Source organism: Kosakonia oryzendophytica (assembly GCF_900094925.1).
Classification (GTDB): Bacteria; Pseudomonadota; Gammaproteobacteria; order Enterobacterales; family Enterobacteriaceae; genus Kosakonia; species Kosakonia oryzendophytica.
On sequence record NZ_FMAY01000002.1, the window covers coordinates 340,295 to 358,966 of the forward strand.

At 56.0% G+C, this 18,672-nt stretch carries 14 protein-coding genes; 6 read left to right on the forward strand and 8 right to left on the reverse strand.

The genetic code is table 11. The features are described 5' to 3' along the window. Positions 1-8: 8 nt before the first annotated feature. Both GA0061071_RS04765 and GA0061071_RS04770 read left to right on the forward strand, forming a co-directional pair. On the forward strand, positions 9-956 hold the full coding sequence (locus tag GA0061071_RS04765; protein ID WP_061498014.1) for an iron-siderophore ABC transporter substrate-binding protein: 948 nt from the start codon (positions 9-11) through the stop codon (positions 954-956). Positions 957-967: 11 nt separating this feature from the next. Beyond that, on the forward strand, positions 968-1,861 hold the full coding sequence (locus GA0061071_RS04770; RefSeq protein WP_088237321.1) for a MurR/RpiR family transcriptional regulator: 894 nt from the start codon (positions 968-970) through the stop codon (positions 1,859-1,861). Between the two features lie 122 nt (positions 1,862-1,983). Here GA0061071_RS04770 and GA0061071_RS04780 read toward each other — a convergent pair whose 3' ends face one another. The 6 genes from GA0061071_RS04780 to GA0061071_RS04805 all read right to left on the reverse strand — a co-directional run bounded on the left by GA0061071_RS04780 (position 1,984) and on the right by GA0061071_RS04805 (position 10,549). Then, the gene (locus GA0061071_RS04780; protein WP_088237322.1) at positions 1,984-3,153 is read right to left on the reverse strand and encodes a multidrug effflux MFS transporter; all 1,170 of its coding nucleotides are present in this window, start codon (positions 3,151-3,153) and stop codon (positions 1,984-1,986) included. 46 nt (positions 3,154-3,199) lie between these two features. Then, a complete protein-coding gene (locus GA0061071_RS04785) occupies positions 3,200-4,564 on the reverse strand; it encodes an efflux transporter outer membrane subunit (protein WP_088237323.1) in 1,365 nt (454 codons plus the stop codon). Between the two features lie 2 nt (positions 4,565-4,566). After that, positions 4,567-7,674: an efflux RND transporter permease subunit gene (locus GA0061071_RS04790; protein ID WP_088237324.1), complete on the reverse strand. Its 3,108-nt coding sequence runs from the start codon at positions 7,672-7,674 to the stop codon at positions 4,567-4,569. After that, positions 7,674-8,795: an efflux RND transporter periplasmic adaptor subunit gene (locus GA0061071_RS04795; RefSeq protein ID WP_088237325.1), complete on the reverse strand. Its 1,122-nt coding sequence runs from the start codon at positions 8,793-8,795 to the stop codon at positions 7,674-7,676. The genes GA0061071_RS04790 and GA0061071_RS04795 overlap by 1 nt, the downstream gene beginning before the upstream one ends. A gap of 129 nt (positions 8,796-8,924) precedes the next feature. Beyond that, positions 8,925-9,500: a TetR/AcrR family transcriptional regulator gene (locus GA0061071_RS04800; protein ID WP_088237326.1), complete on the reverse strand. Its 576-nt coding sequence runs from the start codon at positions 9,498-9,500 to the stop codon at positions 8,925-8,927. A 263-nt stretch (positions 9,501-9,763) separates the two neighbouring features. Continuing rightward, entirely contained in the window at positions 9,764-10,549 is a 786-nt protein-coding gene (locus tag GA0061071_RS04805; RefSeq protein ID WP_061497998.1) for an NAD(P)H-dependent oxidoreductase, read from the reverse strand. An 87-nt stretch (positions 10,550-10,636) separates the two neighbouring features. Between GA0061071_RS04805 and GA0061071_RS04810 the strand changes: the two genes are divergently transcribed. The 4 genes from GA0061071_RS04810 (at position 10,637) to GA0061071_RS04825 (ending at position 16,113) form a co-directional block, all read left to right on the forward strand. Continuing rightward, complete coding sequence (locus GA0061071_RS04810) at positions 10,637-11,539, forward strand: LysR family transcriptional regulator (protein WP_088237327.1); 903 nt, start codon at positions 10,637-10,639, stop codon at positions 11,537-11,539. Between the two features lie 137 nt (positions 11,540-11,676). Next, positions 11,677-12,630, forward strand: coding sequence for a helix-turn-helix transcriptional regulator (locus GA0061071_RS04815; protein ID WP_061497995.1), 954 nt, complete (start codon positions 11,677-11,679; stop codon positions 12,628-12,630). Positions 12,631-12,780: 150 nt separating this feature from the next. Beyond that, positions 12,781-14,871 (forward strand): ferrioxamine B receptor FoxA, encoded by a 2,091-nt coding sequence (gene foxA, locus GA0061071_RS04820; RefSeq protein WP_088237328.1) that lies wholly within the window; start codon positions 12,781-12,783, stop codon positions 14,869-14,871. Positions 14,872-15,183: 312 nt separating this feature from the next. Then, entirely contained in the window at positions 15,184-16,113 is a 930-nt protein-coding gene (locus GA0061071_RS04825) for a lysozyme inhibitor LprI family protein (protein ID WP_245191396.1), read from the forward strand. 28 nt (positions 16,114-16,141) lie between these two features. Here the strand turns inward: GA0061071_RS04825 and murP are convergent, their stop codons facing one another. After that, complete coding sequence (gene murP, locus GA0061071_RS04830; RefSeq protein WP_088237329.1) at positions 16,142-17,581, reverse strand: PTS N-acetylmuramic acid transporter subunit IIBC; 1,440 nt, start codon at positions 17,579-17,581, stop codon at positions 16,142-16,144. After that, complete coding sequence (murQ, locus tag GA0061071_RS04835; protein WP_061497986.1) at positions 17,581-18,492, reverse strand: N-acetylmuramic acid 6-phosphate etherase; 912 nt, start codon at positions 18,490-18,492, stop codon at positions 17,581-17,583. Before murQ ends, murP begins: the two co-directional genes overlap by 1 nt. Positions 18,493-18,672 lie beyond the last annotated feature (180 nt).

The window sequence follows — 18,672 nt, forward strand, 5'->3', positions numbered from 1 at the left end:
GGAGCCGTATGCGCGTACTTTTTTCACTTTTGCTGCTGGTAGGGTTAAGCGTCAGCGCCGCACAACCCTCGCAGGCTTTTACCGACGATCTGGGCCGTGTGGTTACCGTGCCACTGCACCCAACGCGGATTGTTTCTTTGCACGATCTCGACATCACCATCCCGCTGATCGAACTGGGTGTCCCGCCGGTGGCCAGTCACGGGCGTACGCGGCCGGACGGAACGCATACGCTGCGCTCCAGTGCCATGTTGACCGGCGTCGACTTTGATAACGCTGACATAAAATTTATCGGCTCGACGGATATTGATATTGAAGCGGTTGCTGCGGCGAAGCCGGATTTGATCATTACCGAACCCAGCCGTAATACGCCGGTCGAGCAACTGGAGAAAATTGCCCCGACGGTGAGCATCGATCATCTTGAAGGCGGCGCGCCGCAGATTTACCGCAAACTGGCACAACTGACCGGCACGCAGGCCAGGCTGGCGATCCTTGAGCGTCGTTACCAGGCGCAGATCGCGGCGCTGAAACAAACCATCGATACCCGTAATATTACCGTGTCGGTTATCCAGGCGAATAACGGCAAAATCAATGCCATGCACAGTTACCACTCTCTGGGACGCGTATTGCGCGATGCCGGTTTCCGTTTCCCGCCGCTGATCGATAGCATCCCTGATGGCGGTCGCATTGACGTCAGTGCGGAGCGCCTGCCGGAGCTGGACGCGGATTTTGTGTTTGCCACCTGGCGCGGAGATACCGGCGGTAAACCGCAAGATGAGATTGCGGCGATGGATGCCGTGATGCCGGGCTGGTGCGATTTTCTTCATGCCTGCCGTAGCGGCCGCTATGTGCTGATCTCGCGTGAAGAGGCGATCTCCAACTCCTTTGCCTCGCTAAGCCTGATGGTGGCGCAGGTGCAGTCGCAGATTGCCGGGCGGCCACTGCCAGTGACGAAATAAGGGCAACCAGCATGCTGAACACCAAAAAAGCAAAAGGCCGCGTGGATGTCTACGGTGAGCGCTTTCGGGCGCGGGCGCATACGCTGTCGCCGCGCTTGCAGGCCGTCGCGCGTTATATCAATGAAAACCGGGAAGGGGTGCTGGAGCATACCGCCATTGAAATCGCGGCGGCGACGCAGACCTCCGATGCGACGGTGGTACGCGCGATTCAGGCGCTGGGTTTTGCCGGGCTGCGGGATTTAAAGCAGACGCTGGAGCACTGGTTTGGCCCGGCTATCTCATCCGCCGAGAAGATGACCACCACGGTAAATGCGCTCTCCTGTGATGTGAATTCCGGGATCGATTTTGTGCTGGAAGGGCATCAACACACCTGTGACATCCTCTCCGCGCCGGATAACCGCTACGCCATTGCTCAGGCTGTCGCCTTACTGGTTGAGGCGCGTCAGGTGGCGATTTTCGGTATCGGCGCATCGGGCATTCTGGCGGAATATAGCGCCCGGTTGTTCAGCCGTATCGGGCTGCCTGCCACGCCGCTTAACCGGACGGGGATCGCCTTGTCGGAGCAGCTCATCAACCTGCAACGCGGTGATGTGATGATCATGATGGCGCAGAAATCGGCGCATCGCGAAGGGTTAACCACCCTGAAAGAGACGCGGCGGCTGGGCATTCCGGTTATTTTACTGACCAATGCTGTGGATTCGCGCTTTAGCCAGGAGGCGGATGTGGTGATCCACGTGCCGCGTGGCGGCGAGAAGGGCAAAATTCCGCTGCACGGCACGGTATTGCTGTGCCTGGAGATGATCATCCTGTCGGTGGCGTCCGCCACCTCACAACGGGCCATTAAAACGGTGAAACGCATTAATGAGTTTCACCGTGGGTTAAAACCGGGTGGAAAGAAGGGCTAGGTACAGGAAATACACATCAGCGGCGACAGGCCAAAACGTGTAGCTAATTTCTTGATGTGATTGATGTTGAGCTGTCGCTCGCCGTTCAACACTCTTGAGACCATGGATTTGCCACCAATTTATCATTGTCTCTGGCTACGCTGCCGCCCGCCAATATGGATCACCATTGCAGCGCTGTAAGCCAGCACAATGGCGATACTCATTTTCCACATTGCTTCACCACCGAGCCCGGAAAGCGGTGTGGCGATGCCGCCAAAAACAAACATCAACATCCCCAGCAGCGCCGAGGCGGTACCTGAATGGCGAGCATCGACGCTGTTCATCGCCGCCGAACCGGCAATGGTCGAAATACCGCTATTGACCGCAACGGTGAAAAACAGCCCCACCAGCGCCAGCACCGCCATATTGAGCCAGGCAAAAACGGCAGTCATCAACGCCAGCAGCACCGCCAGCGCCAGACCGTTTTTTAACAGCGTCACGCCGCTGATATGCCGCGCCAAACGGGCGAAAATCAACGCGGAAAGAATCATCCCCACGCCGTTAATGCCAAACACCAGGCTGAACTGGATTGGCGTCAGACCGTATTCGTTTTGCAGGACAAACGACGAGGAACCGATATACGAGAACAACCCGGACAGCATAAACGCCTGTATAAAGCAGAAGGTGGAAAACTGCCTGTTTTTCAGCACGATGAGCGACGTTATCAGCAAACTTTCACTGTGGCTTCTCTCCTGCAAGGTCTCCGTTAGCAGCAGTGTGGCGCAGAGCACCAGTACCACGCCGATGATCGCCATGGTCCAGAACAGCGCGCGCCAGTGCAGCAACGACGTGATATACCCGCCGAGTATGGGAGAGACAATAGGGGCGATGCCGGTAATGGTCATCAGCAGGGCGAAAAACTGCGTCAGCTGCGTGCCTTGATACTTATCACGTGCAATGGCGCGGGAGAGGACGGAGCCGCCCGCGCCCGCAATCCCCTGAACAAAGCGCCAGAAAATCAATCCGTGTATAGCCTGTGTGCTGGCGCACAGTACCGACGACACGATAAACAGCAGCAGCGACAGCAACAGCGGGCGCTTGCGCCCCATCCTGTCACTTAGCGGGCCGAAAAAGAGCTGCCCAAGGCCCAGTCCAATCAATGACGCCGTCAGTGAGAGTTGGGTTAAGGTGTTGGTGGTGTCCATTTGCCGGGTAATATCCGGCAGGGCGGGCAGATAGAGGTCGGTGCAAATGGGGCCGATGGCCGTCAGCATGCCGAGTACGATGGCATACGCAGGGGATATCCGTGACATAACAAACTCCGAAAAGAGTGCGCCGGAAAAACCCGGCGCAAAACCATTAACGCACGCCGCCGCCCAGTGATTGCCAGAGGGTCACACGGTTTTCCAGATCGGTTTGCTGCAATGAAATCAGTGACGCCTGCGCCGTCCACAATGCGCGCTGTGCGGTCAGCACGGACAGGTAATCGCCGGTGCCGGCAGTGTACTGACGCCGGGCGATATCCAGCGATTTCTGCTCTGCCGCTGTGTACTGGCGCTGCGCATCAAGCTGTTCATTCAGCGTTTCACGACGGGCCAGCGCATCGGCAACATCTTTAAACGCGCTCTGAATGGTTTTCTCGTAAGTGGCGATCAACCCTTTCTTCTCCGCTTCCGCATAGCGCAGCTCTGCCGTATTTTTGCCGCCGGTAAACAGCGGCAGGGAGATGGACGGCGCAAATGACCATACCTTCATGCCGTGGCTAAACAGGGAGGAGAGCGAGTCACTGCCCACGCCAGCGCTGGCGGTCAGTGAGATGGTCGGGAAGAAGTTTGCCCGAGCAGCGCCAATATTGGCATTGGCGCTCAGCAGATTGTGTTCCGCTTCCTGAATATCCGGGCGGCGTAGCAGAACGGAAGACGAGACGCCCGCGGGTGTCAGGGTGATGCTGTTATCCGCCAGGCTTTCCAGCGTTCCCGGCAGCAGTGAATCTGCCACGGTGTCACCTGCCAGCAGATTGAGGGCGTTTTTATCCTGCACCACTTGCGTCTGATAACTGGCGACGCTGGCGCGCGCCTGTTGGAATACCGCCATGGCATCGGCAATATCGCTCGCCGCTGCTACGCCAACCTGCTGTTTTCGTTTGACGATATTCAGCGAGTTTTGCGCACTTTCCATTGTCTGTTTGGCCAGCGCAAGATTACTGTTATCCGCCGCCAGGGTTATCCAGGCGGTGGTGATTTCCGCCACCAGACTGAGACGGGTGTTCTGCGCGGTATATTCACTGGCAAGCCAGGTTTCACGCTCAGCACGGGTCAGACTCTGGTTACGGCCGAACAGGTCCAGCTCAAAACTGGACACCGCGCCATCCGCTTCGGCGCTATTGGTCAGGCCGCTGGCAACAGTCCGGCTGCGGGTATTGCTCAGCTCGGCATTGACCGTCGGGAACAATGCTGAGCGGTCTTCCGCATACAGGGCGCGGGCTGCATCAATATCCGCAATCGCTTTTTGCACATCGCGGTTTTTGGTCAGCGAGTCGCTGACCACCTGTTTCAGGCGCTTATCGTTAACAATTTGCTGCCAGTCGGTGGCCACGGCTTGCGCCTGGCCGCTGGTCCCCGGTAGCGTCGCGGGGATCGGTGCCTGCGGGCGCTCATAGGTCGGGTCTAACGAGACGCAACCGGCGCTCAACAGGGCCAGAAAAAGAACACTGATACGCAACATAATTACTCCTGACGTGCGCGTTTACCGGCGAACAATTTTTTCACCAGTACAAAGAACAGAGGAACAAAGAAGATGGCCAGCAGCGTTGCCGTTAACGTCCCGCCGATAATGCCGGTGCCGATGGCGACGCGACTGTTTGCTCCGGCGCCCGTCGCCACTGCCAGCGGCATCACCCCGGCGATAAACGCCAGTGAGGTCATCATGATCGGGCGCAGACGTGTACGTGCGGCGCGCAGTGCAGCGCGTGACAAGGAACTGCCTTGCTGCACCGCCGCTTCGGCGAACTCCACAATCAGGATGGCGTTTTTTGACGACAGGCCGATGGTGGTCAGCAGTGCCACCTGGAAGTACACGTCGTTACTCAGTCCGCGCATCCACGCGGCAAGCGCAGCACCCAGCACACCCAGCGGGATCACCAGAATCACCGAAATCGGCACTGACCAGCTTTCATACAGCGCCGCCAGGCAGAGGAAGACCACCATAATCGAGATGGCGTACAGGCTCATGGCCTGGCCACTGGCGAGTTTTTCCTGCAATGAAAGACCGCTCCATGCCCAGGTTGTCCCCGCGGGCAAGCTGTCGGCCAGGTTTTCCATTTTGGTCATCGCCACGCCGGAGCTGAAGCCGGTAGCGTTTTCGCCCTGGATCTCATAGGCCGCTGAACCGTTGTAACGCACCAGCCTTTCCGGGCCGAACTCCCAGTGCGTGGTGGCGAAAGCAGAGAACGGCGTCATGTCATTGTTGCTGCCGCGGACATACCATTTATTGAGATCGGACGGTGCGGAGCGCGAGTCGCTGTCGCCCTGGATATAGACCTTTTTCACACGGCCACGGTCAGTAAAGTCATTCACGTAGGTGCCGCCCCAGGCGCTGGAGAGCGTATCGCTGACATCGCTCAGCGACAGGCCCAATGCCACGGCTTTATTGCTGTCGATATCCACCTGCAACTGCGGCATTTGCGGCAGGTCATTAGCGCGCACGGCGTGCAGTTCCACGCTCTGGTTCGCGCTGCCCAGCAACTGGTTACGGTACTTCAGCAACTGGTCACGATCGGTACCGCCGCTGGCCAGCAGTTCAAAGGTGAAACCGTTACTTTGACCCAGACCATCCACAGATGGCGGCGTCATGGCGAAGATGCTGGCATCGCGGATGCTGCTCAATTCGCGGCTGGCGCGTAACGCAATGGCCTGTGCGGTGTTTTCCGATCCCGCGCGCTGGGACCAGTTTTTCAACGAGACGAAGGCCATCCCGGCGTTCTGCCCGCTACCGCTGAAGCTAAAGCCGGTAACGGTAAAGATCGCTTCGGTGTTGGCTTTCTCTTTATTCAGGAACCAGTCGGTGACCTGGCTGGCGACCTCTTCAGTGCGGTTTGCCGTCGCGCCCGCTGGCAGAGTGAACTGCACCATGATTTCGCCCTGATCTTCCGTGGGCAGGAAGCTGCCGGGCAGTCGCCACATGACAAACGCCATTGCTGCGCAGAGCACCGCGTAAGTGCCAATGACCGTCACCGCGCGGCGCAAAACGTGCATAACACCGTGCTGGTATTGGTGTTCGGTATGGTTGTAGAAGCGGTTGAAGCCGCCAAAGAAACCTTTTTTATGCGGTACGCTGTGTTGCATCACTGCGCCGCACAGCGCGGGTGTCAGCGTCAGTGCCACCACCACTGACAGCGCCATCGCCGAGATGATGGTGACGGAGAACTGACGGTAAATCACCCCGGTCGAGCCGCCAAAGAAAGCCATCGGCAAGAATACAGCGGAGAGCACCAGCGCAATCGCAATCAGCGCGCCGGAGATTTCACCCATCGATTTGATGGTTGCTTCGCGGGCTGGCAGGCCTTCATCGCGCATAATGCGCTCGACGTTTTCCACCACCACGATGGCGTCATCCACCAGGAGCCCTATCGCCAGCACCATGGCGAAAAGCGTCAGGGTGTTAATGGAGTAACCAAACAGCGCCAGCACGCCAAACGTACCCAGCAGCACCACCGGCACCGCCAGCGCCGGAATCAGCGTAGCGCGGATATTTTGCAGAAACAGGTACATCACGCAGACCACCAGCACGATGGCTTCGATCAGCGTTTTAACCACGTCTTCGACGGAGATTTTGATGAATTCCGTGCTGTCTTTCGGGTACGCCACGTCATAACCCTGCGGCATGCTATGGCGATACTCGGCGATTTTGTCCTTGACCCGCGTGGCGGTATCCAGCGCGTTAGCGCCCGGCGCCAGCATCACCGCCAGACCGGCCGCAGGGTGGCCGTTCAGTTTGGCAATGGCGTTGTAGTCTTCACTGCCCATTTCGACGCGGGCGACATCTTTCACGCGCACTACCGCACCGCTGCTTTCACTCTTGATGATGATGTTCTGGAACTGCGCCACCGTTTGCAGGCGAGACTGGGCGCGTACGGTGGCGGTTAACTGCTGACTGCTGGACGATGGCAGTGCACCAATTTTACCGGCGGAGACCTGTACGTTCTGCGCTTCAATGGCGGACTGTACATCCGACGGCATCAGCGAGTAGGAGGCCAGTTTGTTCGGATCCATCCAGATGCGCATCGCGTATTCCGCGCCGAACACCTGCAGGCTACCGACGCCGTTCACGCGGGCCAGCGGATCCTGCATGTTACTGACCAGCCAGTCGGCAATGTCGGAACTGGTAGCACGATCGGTTTTATCGTACAACCCCATGATCAACAGGAAGTTGCTCTGGGATTTCACGACCGTCACTCCGGACTGGGTCACTTCGGTCGGCAAACGGGATTCCGCCTGCTGCACTTTGTTTTGCACCTGAACCTGGGCGGTATCCGGGTCGGTTCCCTGCTCAAAGGTAACGGTGATATCCACTTCGCCATCCGAACTGCTGGTTGAGGAGAAGTAGAGCAGGTTATCCAGCCCGGTGAGTTGCTGCTCGATCACCTGCGTGACGCTGTTTTCCAGCGTCTGCGCCGACGCACCGGTATAGGTGGCGCTGATTTTGATTGCTGGCGGCGCAACATCCGGATACTGCGCTACGGGCAGCGTGCGGATCGCCAGAATACCGGCCATCATGATCAGAATGGCGATCACCCAGGCAAAAACCGGGCGACGCACAAAGAAGCTGGAGAACATCAGGCTTTTCCTCCGTTCGCTTCCTGGACCTCAACGGTTTTTACCGTTGAGCCGGCGGCAACTTTATCGGTGCCTTCCACGATCAGCTTGTCACCGCTTTGCAGGCCGCTCACCACCAGCCATTTATTGCCATAGGTGTCGCGGGTTTCGAGGGTGCGTTGTTCCACTTTGTTCTGTGCATTGACCACCAGTGCGGTGGCGTTGCCTTTGGCGTCGCGAGTGACCCCTTGCTGTGGCGCGAGGATCGCGTTGTTCATCACCCCTTCTTCCACGCGAGCGCGAACAAACATCCCCGGCAGCAGTTGATGATGCGGGTTCGGGAACACAGCGCGCAGGGTGACGGAACCGGTCGCTTCATCAACGGCGACTTCGGTCAGCGCTAAACGCCCTTTTTCACTGTAGGTGCTGCCATCTTCCAGCGTTAACGTGACGCTCAGGGTATTGCTGTCGCTGGCGAGCGCTTGTCGGCGCAAACGCAGAAGATCAACGCTTGAGCGGGTGAGATCGACGTACATGCTGTCCAGCCCGCGCACGGTTGCCAGTGCCGTGGTTTGCTCCGCCGTTACCAGCGCACCAGGCGTCACGGAAGAGATACCAATACGTCCGGCAATCGGTGAGGTGACGGTAGTCCAGTTCAGATTGATGCGTGCGGTTTCCAGTGCGGCTTTTTTCGAGGCCACGCTGGCGCGATCCTGTGCGCAGGTGGATTGCGCATCGTCGGCATCCTGGCGTGAAACACCATCCTCTTTCACCAATTGCGCATAACGGGTCGCTTTCTGGCAGTCAGACGTTACCAGCGCTTGCGCTTGCTTCAGCGCAGCGTCGGCCTCATCAAACGCCGCGCGGTAGCTGGAAGGATCGATCTGGTAAAGTGCCTGCCCGGCCTTTACCGTATCGCCTTCCGTAAACAGGCGTTTCTGGATAATGCCGCCAACCTGCGGGCGGACTTCAGCGGACAACAAGGCAGATGTGCGGCCAGTCAACTGGCTGGCGATCGCGAGCGGCTGGCTTTTTAACGTCACTACGCCGACTTCCTGGACCGGTTGTTGTGCAGGCGGGGTGGCATTATCGCAACCAACAAGGGCGAGGGCGGCCACTAACGTTGTTTTTATTAACTTCATTTCTCTTTTTCCTGGCATGAGCGAAGCCTGCCCGTTTTTTTAAACAGGATAAGGCGCAGGCGGATGTGCTATATATTGGATATAGCAATATGTAGGTTAAGGTTTATATTCCCTTATTTTTTGAATTATTTATTTGTCTGCAAAAAGCATCGTGGTGATTTCCTGATACAACAATTGTAATTGCGTTGGGTCGCATTTTTGCGGGGTTAAACGGCGCAAGGTGGTGCCTTCCATCAGTGCCGCCAGTAATTCCACGCAACAACGGATACGCTCCGCGCTCAGGTGCGGGTGTCGGCTTTGCATATAATTGCAGGCGTTTTCAAACATCCGTGCGTCGGCTTCGATCATCATGGCCTGAACCTGTGGATTGCGGGTCGCTTCTGCGGCCATCTCCAGCATCAGCGCATCATCATCCGGGCTCAAAGAGTGGCGCCAGGCCAGCGCTTCTGGCAGGTGACTGGTCTCGGTCTTGTTTTCCATCTCCGCAATGCGGTAGTCGATGATGCGGCGGATCATCTCTTCAATGATCGCGTCCTTACTTGCGAAGTAACGGTAGATCTGCCCTACGCTAAGTTGCGCTTCGAGCGCGATTTGCGACATGCTGGCGGCATGAAAACCGCTGGCGCGAAAACGCCTGCGGGCAGCGGCAATGATCTCATCTTTGCGCTGCTGATGGCGCTGTTCCTGCGATGTTTTCGGCTGCATGTCGGATCCTCGTGAATTCGGTTTGAGAATGATCGTTCTCATCAGTAAATAGAGTAAACGAATTTATGTTTTACGAGTAAGTATTTTCTGTACAAATAATGGCAATTTACAAAAGATGACATTATGAAGAAATAATGAAGAAGTATGGAAAATTGCGCAGGAAAATAATAGCGAAATGCTGTGGAGTTAATTTGAAGGCATTGTGAGTTGTTGCAAATTAATTAAACCGGCGCAAGGTTATTACGCCAGTTTAATTAGGGATGTCACGCTTTGCTATGTTGATGAATAGCCAGACCTTGCTCGCCCGGCAGAATGTCTTCCCGCAGGGTTAACGCTGGGATGTCGTAATCGCCGCCGTTTTGCTGGCGAAATGGCAGCGGTGGTGTTTGCCACAGCGTATCCAGGCGTTCAGCCAGTTCGGCACAGTGTGCGGCATAGCGCGCTTCATCAATGCGGCTGCTGTGGTAAATCACCAGCGGTGGCAGCACCGTGAAGCCGGGGTAAAACAAGATGCCATGCTGGATCGGAAACAGGATATCGTTGATCGGACCATTGATGCCGCGCGGGCTGTAATGCGACGCCCAGCCGCCGGTGGTCACCAGCAACATTGCGCGCTTACCCGCAAGGCGACCTTCGCCGTAGCGATCCCCCCAATGGCTGTCGCTGTGTTCACCCACACCGTAGGCAAAACCACAGGCATAAACGCGATCCACCCACCCTTTCATAATGGCGGGCATGGAGAACCACCACAGCGGGAACTGAAAAATCACCGCATCGGCGCGTTGTAATTTCGCCTGCTCAGCGGCGATGTCCTCTGACTGTGTACCCTGTTCAAAGGCGTGTTTTGAATCGAGAGACGGGTGAAACACGTCGCCAATCGGGGCACTGCTGCTGTCGTTTTCGTCTAGCTGAGACTTCCATTGCATGGCATACAGGTCAGAGACCTCCACGCTGTGACCCGCACTCTCCAGATGCTGTACGGCAAACTCTTTCAGTGCCCCATTCAGGGAATGGGGCTGCGGATGGGCATAAACAATCAGTACGTTCATAACAACTCCCGGCAATAAGATTGAAGCTGCAGGGTAGGTGAGGCGGCGATATAGTAGAAATTAATTGCTGTTATCACAGGTATAGTTATGGTTAATCTTCATCGGCTGGATCTCAACCTGTTGCTGACGCTGGATGTGCTGCTCAGCGAGCATAATGTCACGCGTGCGGCACAGCGTTTGAATCTCTCTCAGCCCTCTGTCAGCGTACAGCTTGCGCGACTAAGGGAGATTTTTGACGATCCGTTGCTGCTACCTGGACCGCGCGGCATGCAACCCACGGCCAGAGCCGATGGTCTGCGTGAGCCGCTACGCCAGGCGCTGGATGCATTGCAACGCGCTGTTTCTCCGGTCAGTGAGTTCGACCCCGCTCAGGCGCAGGTGACCTGGCGCGTGGCGGCCACGGATTACACTGAAACGGCAGTGCTGCTGCCGTTGCTTGCCAGGCTGCGCGCCGCTGCACCGGCCAGCCGTCTGGCTATCTTTGAACTCAGTCCCGGACAGATCCAGCGCCAGGCGGAGCAGGGGGATATTGATCTCTTTTTCCATCTGCGCGATGGTTCGCCACCCGCTTTACACCAGCGATGGCTGTTTACCGAACGCTATGTCCTGGCGGGGCGCGTAAACCATCCGGCGCTACAGCGTCGGCCCACGCTTGAGCAGTTTTGCTCGCTCGAACATGTGATTGTGTCGCCGGAGGGCGGCGGGTTTCGCGCGGCAACCGATCTGGCGCTGGCGCAGCGCGGACTGACGCGCAATGTAGTGCTGTCAGTGCCGCATTTCCTGTTTATGCTGGACGCACTGGCGCGAACCGATCTGGTGGCGGTGTTGCCGGAACGGCTGGTGGCGACGTCCGACGCATTAAGCGTGGTTGAACCGCCAGTTGAGCTGGCGGGCTTCGACATGCTGATGCTGTGGCATGAACGGCTGCACCGCGATCCAGGGCACAAATGGTTGCGCCAGCAGATCCTGACCTCGCTGGCTACCGGCTGAGCGTATTAAAATCCTGCGATTTGTATGTGAGAATAATTCTCAATATTATTGAAGCGCTTCGGTGCCAATGGTAAGGTGTAAGCCATTTCGTCCCGCCCGGGACAAGGAAGGCGACAGGATCGCGACGGCTGCCGGCTATGCAAAAAACACACTTTTCGGTTGAAGACTTTATCGGGTTTGGCGAACGCTATGGCATCGATTATCGCTTCCCGGCGTTGTCCGGCGACAGTGCTTTTACTAAAGCGCAGCGGATGGTGATCCGCGGGGACGTGGAAGAGATGACCCTCTCTTCTGGCCTCAATCTGACCCGTTCCGATATTCGCGTTCTTCAACCTTATGAAACCACATCGCTGCACAGTTGCCCGCTCTATATGCTGGTGGTGCTGGAAGGCTGTGTGATGCTGCGTCTTAACGGGCAGGAATTTGTGGTGCGCGCTGGCATGGCGTTTACCTCGCGCCTCAGCGAGCATCAGGTGATGAATGCCAGTCATCTGGCGGATTACCATTTGCGTACGCTGTCGCTGGGTGTCGATCCCGCCCGTTGCTTGCAGTCACCGTTGCTGATGGCGTTGTTGCAACAATGGGAAGCGGGCGGCGCGCCGACCTTCTTATGGCAGGTTCCGGCGTTTTTACTTTCGGGGCTGCACGCTGCGCAGCAGAGCGCCGGGCCTGGCCTGTCACGTCAGTTGATGATGGAAGGGCTGATGTTGCAACTGCTGGGACAGGCGTTGTCTTGCCGCATGCAGGGCAGTGAAAAGCGTAGCGTCGCAACGTACAGTGAGCAGCACCGGCTGGAAAACGTGCGCCGCCTGCTCGAGCAAGAGCCGGAAAAAGCCTACACCCTTGATGCGCTGGCGCAGCTTGCGGCCATGAGCTCCAGCAGTTTGCGGGTGAAATTCCGCCAGGCTTATGGTCAGTCAGTGTTCGACTATCTGCGTGACTGTCGCCTTGAGCTGGCGCGCAGCTATCTGGCACAGGGATATAGTGTGCAGCAGGCCGCGTGGATGTCGGGTTATCAGCATGCCACCAACTTTTCAACCGCCTTTCGCCGTCGTTACGGCGTTGCACCCAGCGAAGTGCGCGTTTCCTGAACCCCTTCAGCTGATCGTGTAGATCCTCTTTTCTCTCCTGCAATAGGTTTCGTCACTGCGCATATGCGACTCGTCATTGCGCATAGCGAGGATGGAATCCAAAAAGGTAATAATTCTTATTTACAATAATAACGGCTTCTGGAGATTTTCATGTTCGCAAAAACGCGACTGGCGTTGATGATTGGCTGTATCACAGGTGGAATGAGCGGGTTGGCGGCGGCGGAAACCGCAGCCACCCAGGATACTGTGGTGGTGACTTCGCAAATGCAGAGTGGCGCAACCAAGCTGGAAACGCCGGATATCGAAACGCCGCAGGCGGTTTCCATCGTGACGCGCCAGCAGTATGAAGAGCAGGGTGCTATTAACGTTCGCCAGGCAGTCAGCTACACGCCGGGCGTTTACAGCAACCAGATCGGCGCATCGAACCGTTTTGACTATATTGTGCTGCGTGGCTTCTCCGATGGCAGTCTGGATAATATCTATCTCGACGGTCTGAAGATGATGGGCGATAGCAATTCGCACAGTTCTCTGGTCATTGATCCCTGGTTCCTCGATAGCGTTGAAGTGGTGCGTGGCCCGGCATCGGTGCTTTATGGGCGCTCTTCGCCAGGCGGCATTGTGGCGCTGAACTCCCGTAAACCGTCGTTTGACCCCGGCGGTGAAGTTAAACTGTTTGCCGGTAACAATAACCAGCGCGGTGCCGCGTTTGATGTGACCGGCCCGGTGGATGACAACGACCGCGTGGCGGTACGTTTAACCGGCATGACGCGCTATGCGGACTCCCAGTTTGATCACCTGAAAGAGCAGCGTTACGCCATCGCGCCCAGCCTGACATGGCGTATTACCGACAACACGCGTCTTGAACTGATGGCCTATCTGCATCGCGACCCCGAGGGCGGTAGCCACTCTGGCCTGCCTTATGAAGGCACAGTGGTTTCCCATGCCGGGCAGAAAATTTCTAATACCTTCTTCGAAGGGGAAGACAAATACGATAAGTATGATCGCCGGGAAAATATGGTTGGTTACAACGTCGAACATGCGTTCGACAGTGGCTGGTCCGTTCGCCAGAAACTGCGTTACCTCCGTACCAATGTCGATTTGAACCAGGTGTATGCCGCAGGCTGGCTAAACGACAGCGAACTGAATCGCGGCTATTCCGGCTCTGATGAATCGCTTTCGGCCATCACCCTGGATAACCAGATCGATGGCAGCATCGACACTGGCATGATCAACCACCGCGTGCTTTTGGGCGTCGATTATCAGCGTCGCAATAATGATGTTACGGCCTCTTACGGCAGTTTCCCGGCGATCGATGCCTTCAGCCCGGTCTATGGTGCCGATCCGTTGTCGATCATGGTCTACAGCCGCGAAAAGCATAAGCTGGAGCAAACCGGGATCTACGTGCAGGATCAAATGTCGCTGGACAGATGGCGGCTGACGCTGGGTGGTCGTCACGATCAGGTGAAGATCACGAACGTCAATAAGATCAATGACAGCAGCGATACGCTGGATCAAAACCACGTCAGTAGCCGTGCCGCGCTGATGTATCTGTTCGATAGCGGTTTTGCGCCGTACGTCAGCTACTCCACTGCGTTTACGCCAACCAGCTTTACTGATGAGTACGGCAAGATCCTCAAGCCGATGAAAGGGAAGCAGTGGGAGGCGGGGCTGAAGTTCCAGCCGGAAGGATCGCAGACGATGTACAGCGCATCGGTGTATCGGATTAATCAGGAAAATATTGCCACCAAAGTGGAGCCAACCGATCCGTATCGCTCGATTGGTGAAATCGAGTCTGAAGGTCTTGAACTGGAAGCGGTGGGGCAGTTGACGGATAACCTGAGATTGCAGGCGTCTTATACCTACAATGATATTCGCTACACCAGGAGCAGCGCGGAAGAGCAGGGCAAACGCGCCGTTTACGCGCCGCGCAATCAGGCCAGCGCCTGGCTGAGCTACGATGTGAAAACCGGCCCGTTAAAAGGTCTGACGGTGGGTTCCGGCGCGCGTTATGTGAATGGCATGACGTCCGATCGCCAGAATACGCACACGCTGCCTTCCTATACGCTGGTAGACATGGCAGTGGGTTACGATCTGGCGCAGGTGGGTCTGAAAGGATTGAGCGCGCAGGTCACAGTCAATAACCTGACGGACAAACGCTATATTGCCGCCTGTAATTCCCTCTCTTACTGCTATTTTGGCGCCGAGCGCAACATTGTGGGCAGTCTTTCCTACGCGTTTTGATACTTCTGCAGCCCGGTTTGCTACCGGGCTTTTCACAATCCGTTATTTTCTGCAGGCATGCTGCTTTCGGTAATATCGATTTTGAACGCCGATTTGTGATTTAAAAAAATAAAATAAGAATATAAGCGACACAAATTAAGGTCGACTTAACTAGTTTAATTTATTAATTTGCTTAACGATTTCTTAGTAAAAATCATCTATAATTCCCACACTGCGAATCGCTAACCTTGAAGAATATTTGCCATGGTTAATCGCCTTTTATTTGGTGGCCTTTTAATTTTATTAAACCTGTATGCCTGCAGCGCATGGGCGGTGAACTGCAGGCGTGCGGCAACACCACTGGAAAATACGATTTGCAATAATGACAATCTGCGCTGGCTCGACCAAACGCTGGATACTATCTATCGTTCAAGGTTGGATCATGACGATACCCGTTCAATACGCCAGCAATATGCTGCGTGGGAAGCCTCCCTGCAAACTTGCACAACGGATAACTGCATCCGCCGCGCTTATTACAAAGGCATCAATATGGTGTCAGACGTGAAAACGGATTTTACGTGGCAAGGGCAGTGGTGGAATATGCTCGCGCCCCATATGAGCGGCAGTGTGCTTCAGTTTAGCCGCAGCAGTGAATGGAGTATCGACACGGACATCCGCGTATGGGCCGGGGTTAACCGGCAAGAATTTACTGCTGAGGCACGTAAAGTCTACGGTATGGTACTGGTTGAAAATATTCACGATGTCAGCGACTGCTTAATCTTGATCATTCCCAAGCAGGATGGCGCTTTGCAGGTACACAGCAATGCAGAGTGGGGATGTCGACTCATTATGCCCAACGGTGCGTTTATTGATGGGGTGTATCAGCCCGCAGAGAAGGATCCGCGTCCATCAGCGACGCTCTACTCGTTGGGGGTTCTCCCCACGGACGCGCTGGACCAGAAATTCCGTGCGCTGGTCGGGGAGGATTATCAGCAGTTTGTGGATACAGCCAATGTGTTTATCTACGAAAACGACCGGGACAATATGGGGGCGACGGTCGTCTCGATGTGGCTGCGCGGTGCGGCCAACCGACAAACCGCCATGATTATCTACACGCCACAGGGTGATATCTGGGCTGCACGCTTGTTTCCCCCTGCGCGACCGGGTGGAAAATTGCAACTGCATTACTTCACCACGCGGGAGGATAAAACTCAGGTGCCGCGTACACTGGATATCTGGAAAGAACGTTATCAGGATGAGTAAAACGCAGGGCGGCGCACCGCCCTGGCGATCAGTTCAAGTCCACTGCTTTGTGACCAAAGAACCAGGTGACGACAAAACCGCACACATACGAAACCGCCACGCCGGCTGCGTAGACCGCCATACCGGCGTAGATCCCCTGAGCCGACGTCATTAGCGGCAGGGCGACCAGACCGGACGGGCCAAACACAGTATTGAGGCCCACCGGCAACCCCAGCCATGCCACCAGGCCAATAAAGAAACCGCCGCATGCGCCACCAATACAGGCAGTAATGAACGGCTTAACACGCGGTAGCGTGACGGCGTAAATCAACGGTTCGCCAACGCCCAGAATGCCGGGAATGATCGCACCACGGATCTGGTTGCGGATAACAGAATGCGGCGGTGAACGGAAATAGAGCGCAAGCGCTGCGCCGACCTGACCACCCCCCGCCATAGCCAGGATCGGGAACAATGCGTTAAAGCCTTGCGCATCCATGAGCGCAAAATAGACCGGAATAAAGCCCTGATGTACGCCAAAAACCACGGCAATCAGGAACAGACCAGCCAGCACCGCACAGCCAAACGGGTTACCGTTCAGGTGCAGAAACAACCACGACATGCCCTTAAACAACTCACCGCCAATCGGCATTATCACTGTAAAGGCCAGCGCCCCGGTAATCAGCAGCGTCAGTAATGAGGTGAGGATCATGTCGAGGTTATCCGGCACGATTTTGCGTATTTGCCGTTCAATCCACGCGCCGAGGATGGCGGCGATCAAGACGCCAATAATATTGCCGCGCGGATCGATACTCATACCGAAGAAGTTATCGATACCGGAGAAATACCCGCTGGTGGCCTGCGGGTTATAACCGAGTACAAACAGTGCAGCGATGATCGCGCCGTTAACGCCGCTGCCACCAAAGGCTTTCTGCGCGTTATAACCAATCAGGATCGGCAAAAATGTGAACAAGCCTTTGCCGAATATTTTCATATACCCCACCAGATGGCTGAGGGTTGCGCTCTTTTGCGCCGCGCCGCTCAGCAGACTTTGCTCGATTAATGTGGCCACACCGAGCAGCATCCCGGCGGCGATAAAACCGGGGATCAGGGGGGTGAAAATCGTGGCGAATTTCGACAGGAACTGATGTACCGCGCTGGTCTGTTTTGCTTTCATCTGCTGTTTGGTGTCGCGCGCAACGCTTTGCAGTGTTGCGGCTTCGGCGGGGGCGTGTTCATGTCCAAGCAGCGTATTCAGGGTGTCTGCGGCGGTTTGTGCTTTCCCCGGACCGACAATAATTTGTAATTGATCATCACTGTTCACTACACCCAACACACCTGGCAGGGCTTTAAGGCTTTCATAGTCAACCTGCTCTTCATTGTTTAATGTCAGACGCAACCGTGTCATACAGTTGCCGCAGGTTTTAATGTTGTCTCTACCGCCGACCAACTCCACGATGTTCGCTATAAGCTGTCCCGTGATTTTCACCATCACTTTATCCCCGCATTAACCAGTGCCTGGCGGATAAAACCGCCGTTATCCTGGAGCAATTGTGTTGCTTGCGTAGCGCTGAGCTGGCCCAGAACCATGACGATCGCTGTTTTACAGTGGCCCTCACACGCTTTCAGCGCCAGAGAGGCCGTGTCTGCATCGCAGCCCGTTGCTTCCATCACAATATTGATCTGGCGTTGCACCAGCTTCAGGTTGGTGGCTTCCACATCGACCATCAGATTGCCGTAGACTTTACCGCTGCGGATCATGGCGCCGGTGGTGAGCATATTGAGCACCATTTTTTGTGCGGTGCCGGCTTTCATGCGCGAAGAGCCTGTGACTACCTCAGGGCCGACAATGGGTACAATGGCGATGTCGGCGATGCGGGCCATTTCGCTACCGTCATTGCAGGTCAGGGCGACCGTGGTTGCCGCAAGGCTTTTCGCATACTGCATGGCGGCGATCACATACGGTGTGCGGCCACTGGCGGCAATGCCAACCAGTACGTCATGTGCGTTGAAATTAAGCGCTTTCAGGTCATCGACGCCGAGTGTCAGACTGTCTTCAGCGTTTTCTACCGCCTGCAAAATGGCGCGATGCCCCCCGGCAATTAACCCTACCACTTGCTCACGCGGGGTGCCGTAGGTGGGGGGACATTCGCTGGCATCAAGGATCCCCAGCCGACCGGAAGTGCCTGCGCCACAGTAGATTAAGCGCCCGCCTTTGCGAAATGCCCCGACTATGGCATCGACCGCCCGGGTGATTGCCGGGATCACCTTTTCCACCGCCAGTGCCACTTTTTGGTCTTCAGCGTTGATTACCTTCAGCATCTCTTCGGTGGAGAGCATGTCAATATGGGCGCTCGCAGCGTTGCGACCTTCGGTGGTCAGTTTGGATAGATCAATGTTCATCAACGTCTCACTTAACTTTTCAGTGTGTACTTTGCCTGCCGCACTAATGGTGGCGCTGTATAAGGAATAATATATTATTAATAAGGATAAAAATAAGAATAATTTATTCAATCAGGCGGGTCAGCGCACTAAGTGTGATGGCGGTCAAATCATGTCTACGTAAAGGGCCGACAGAGTCGT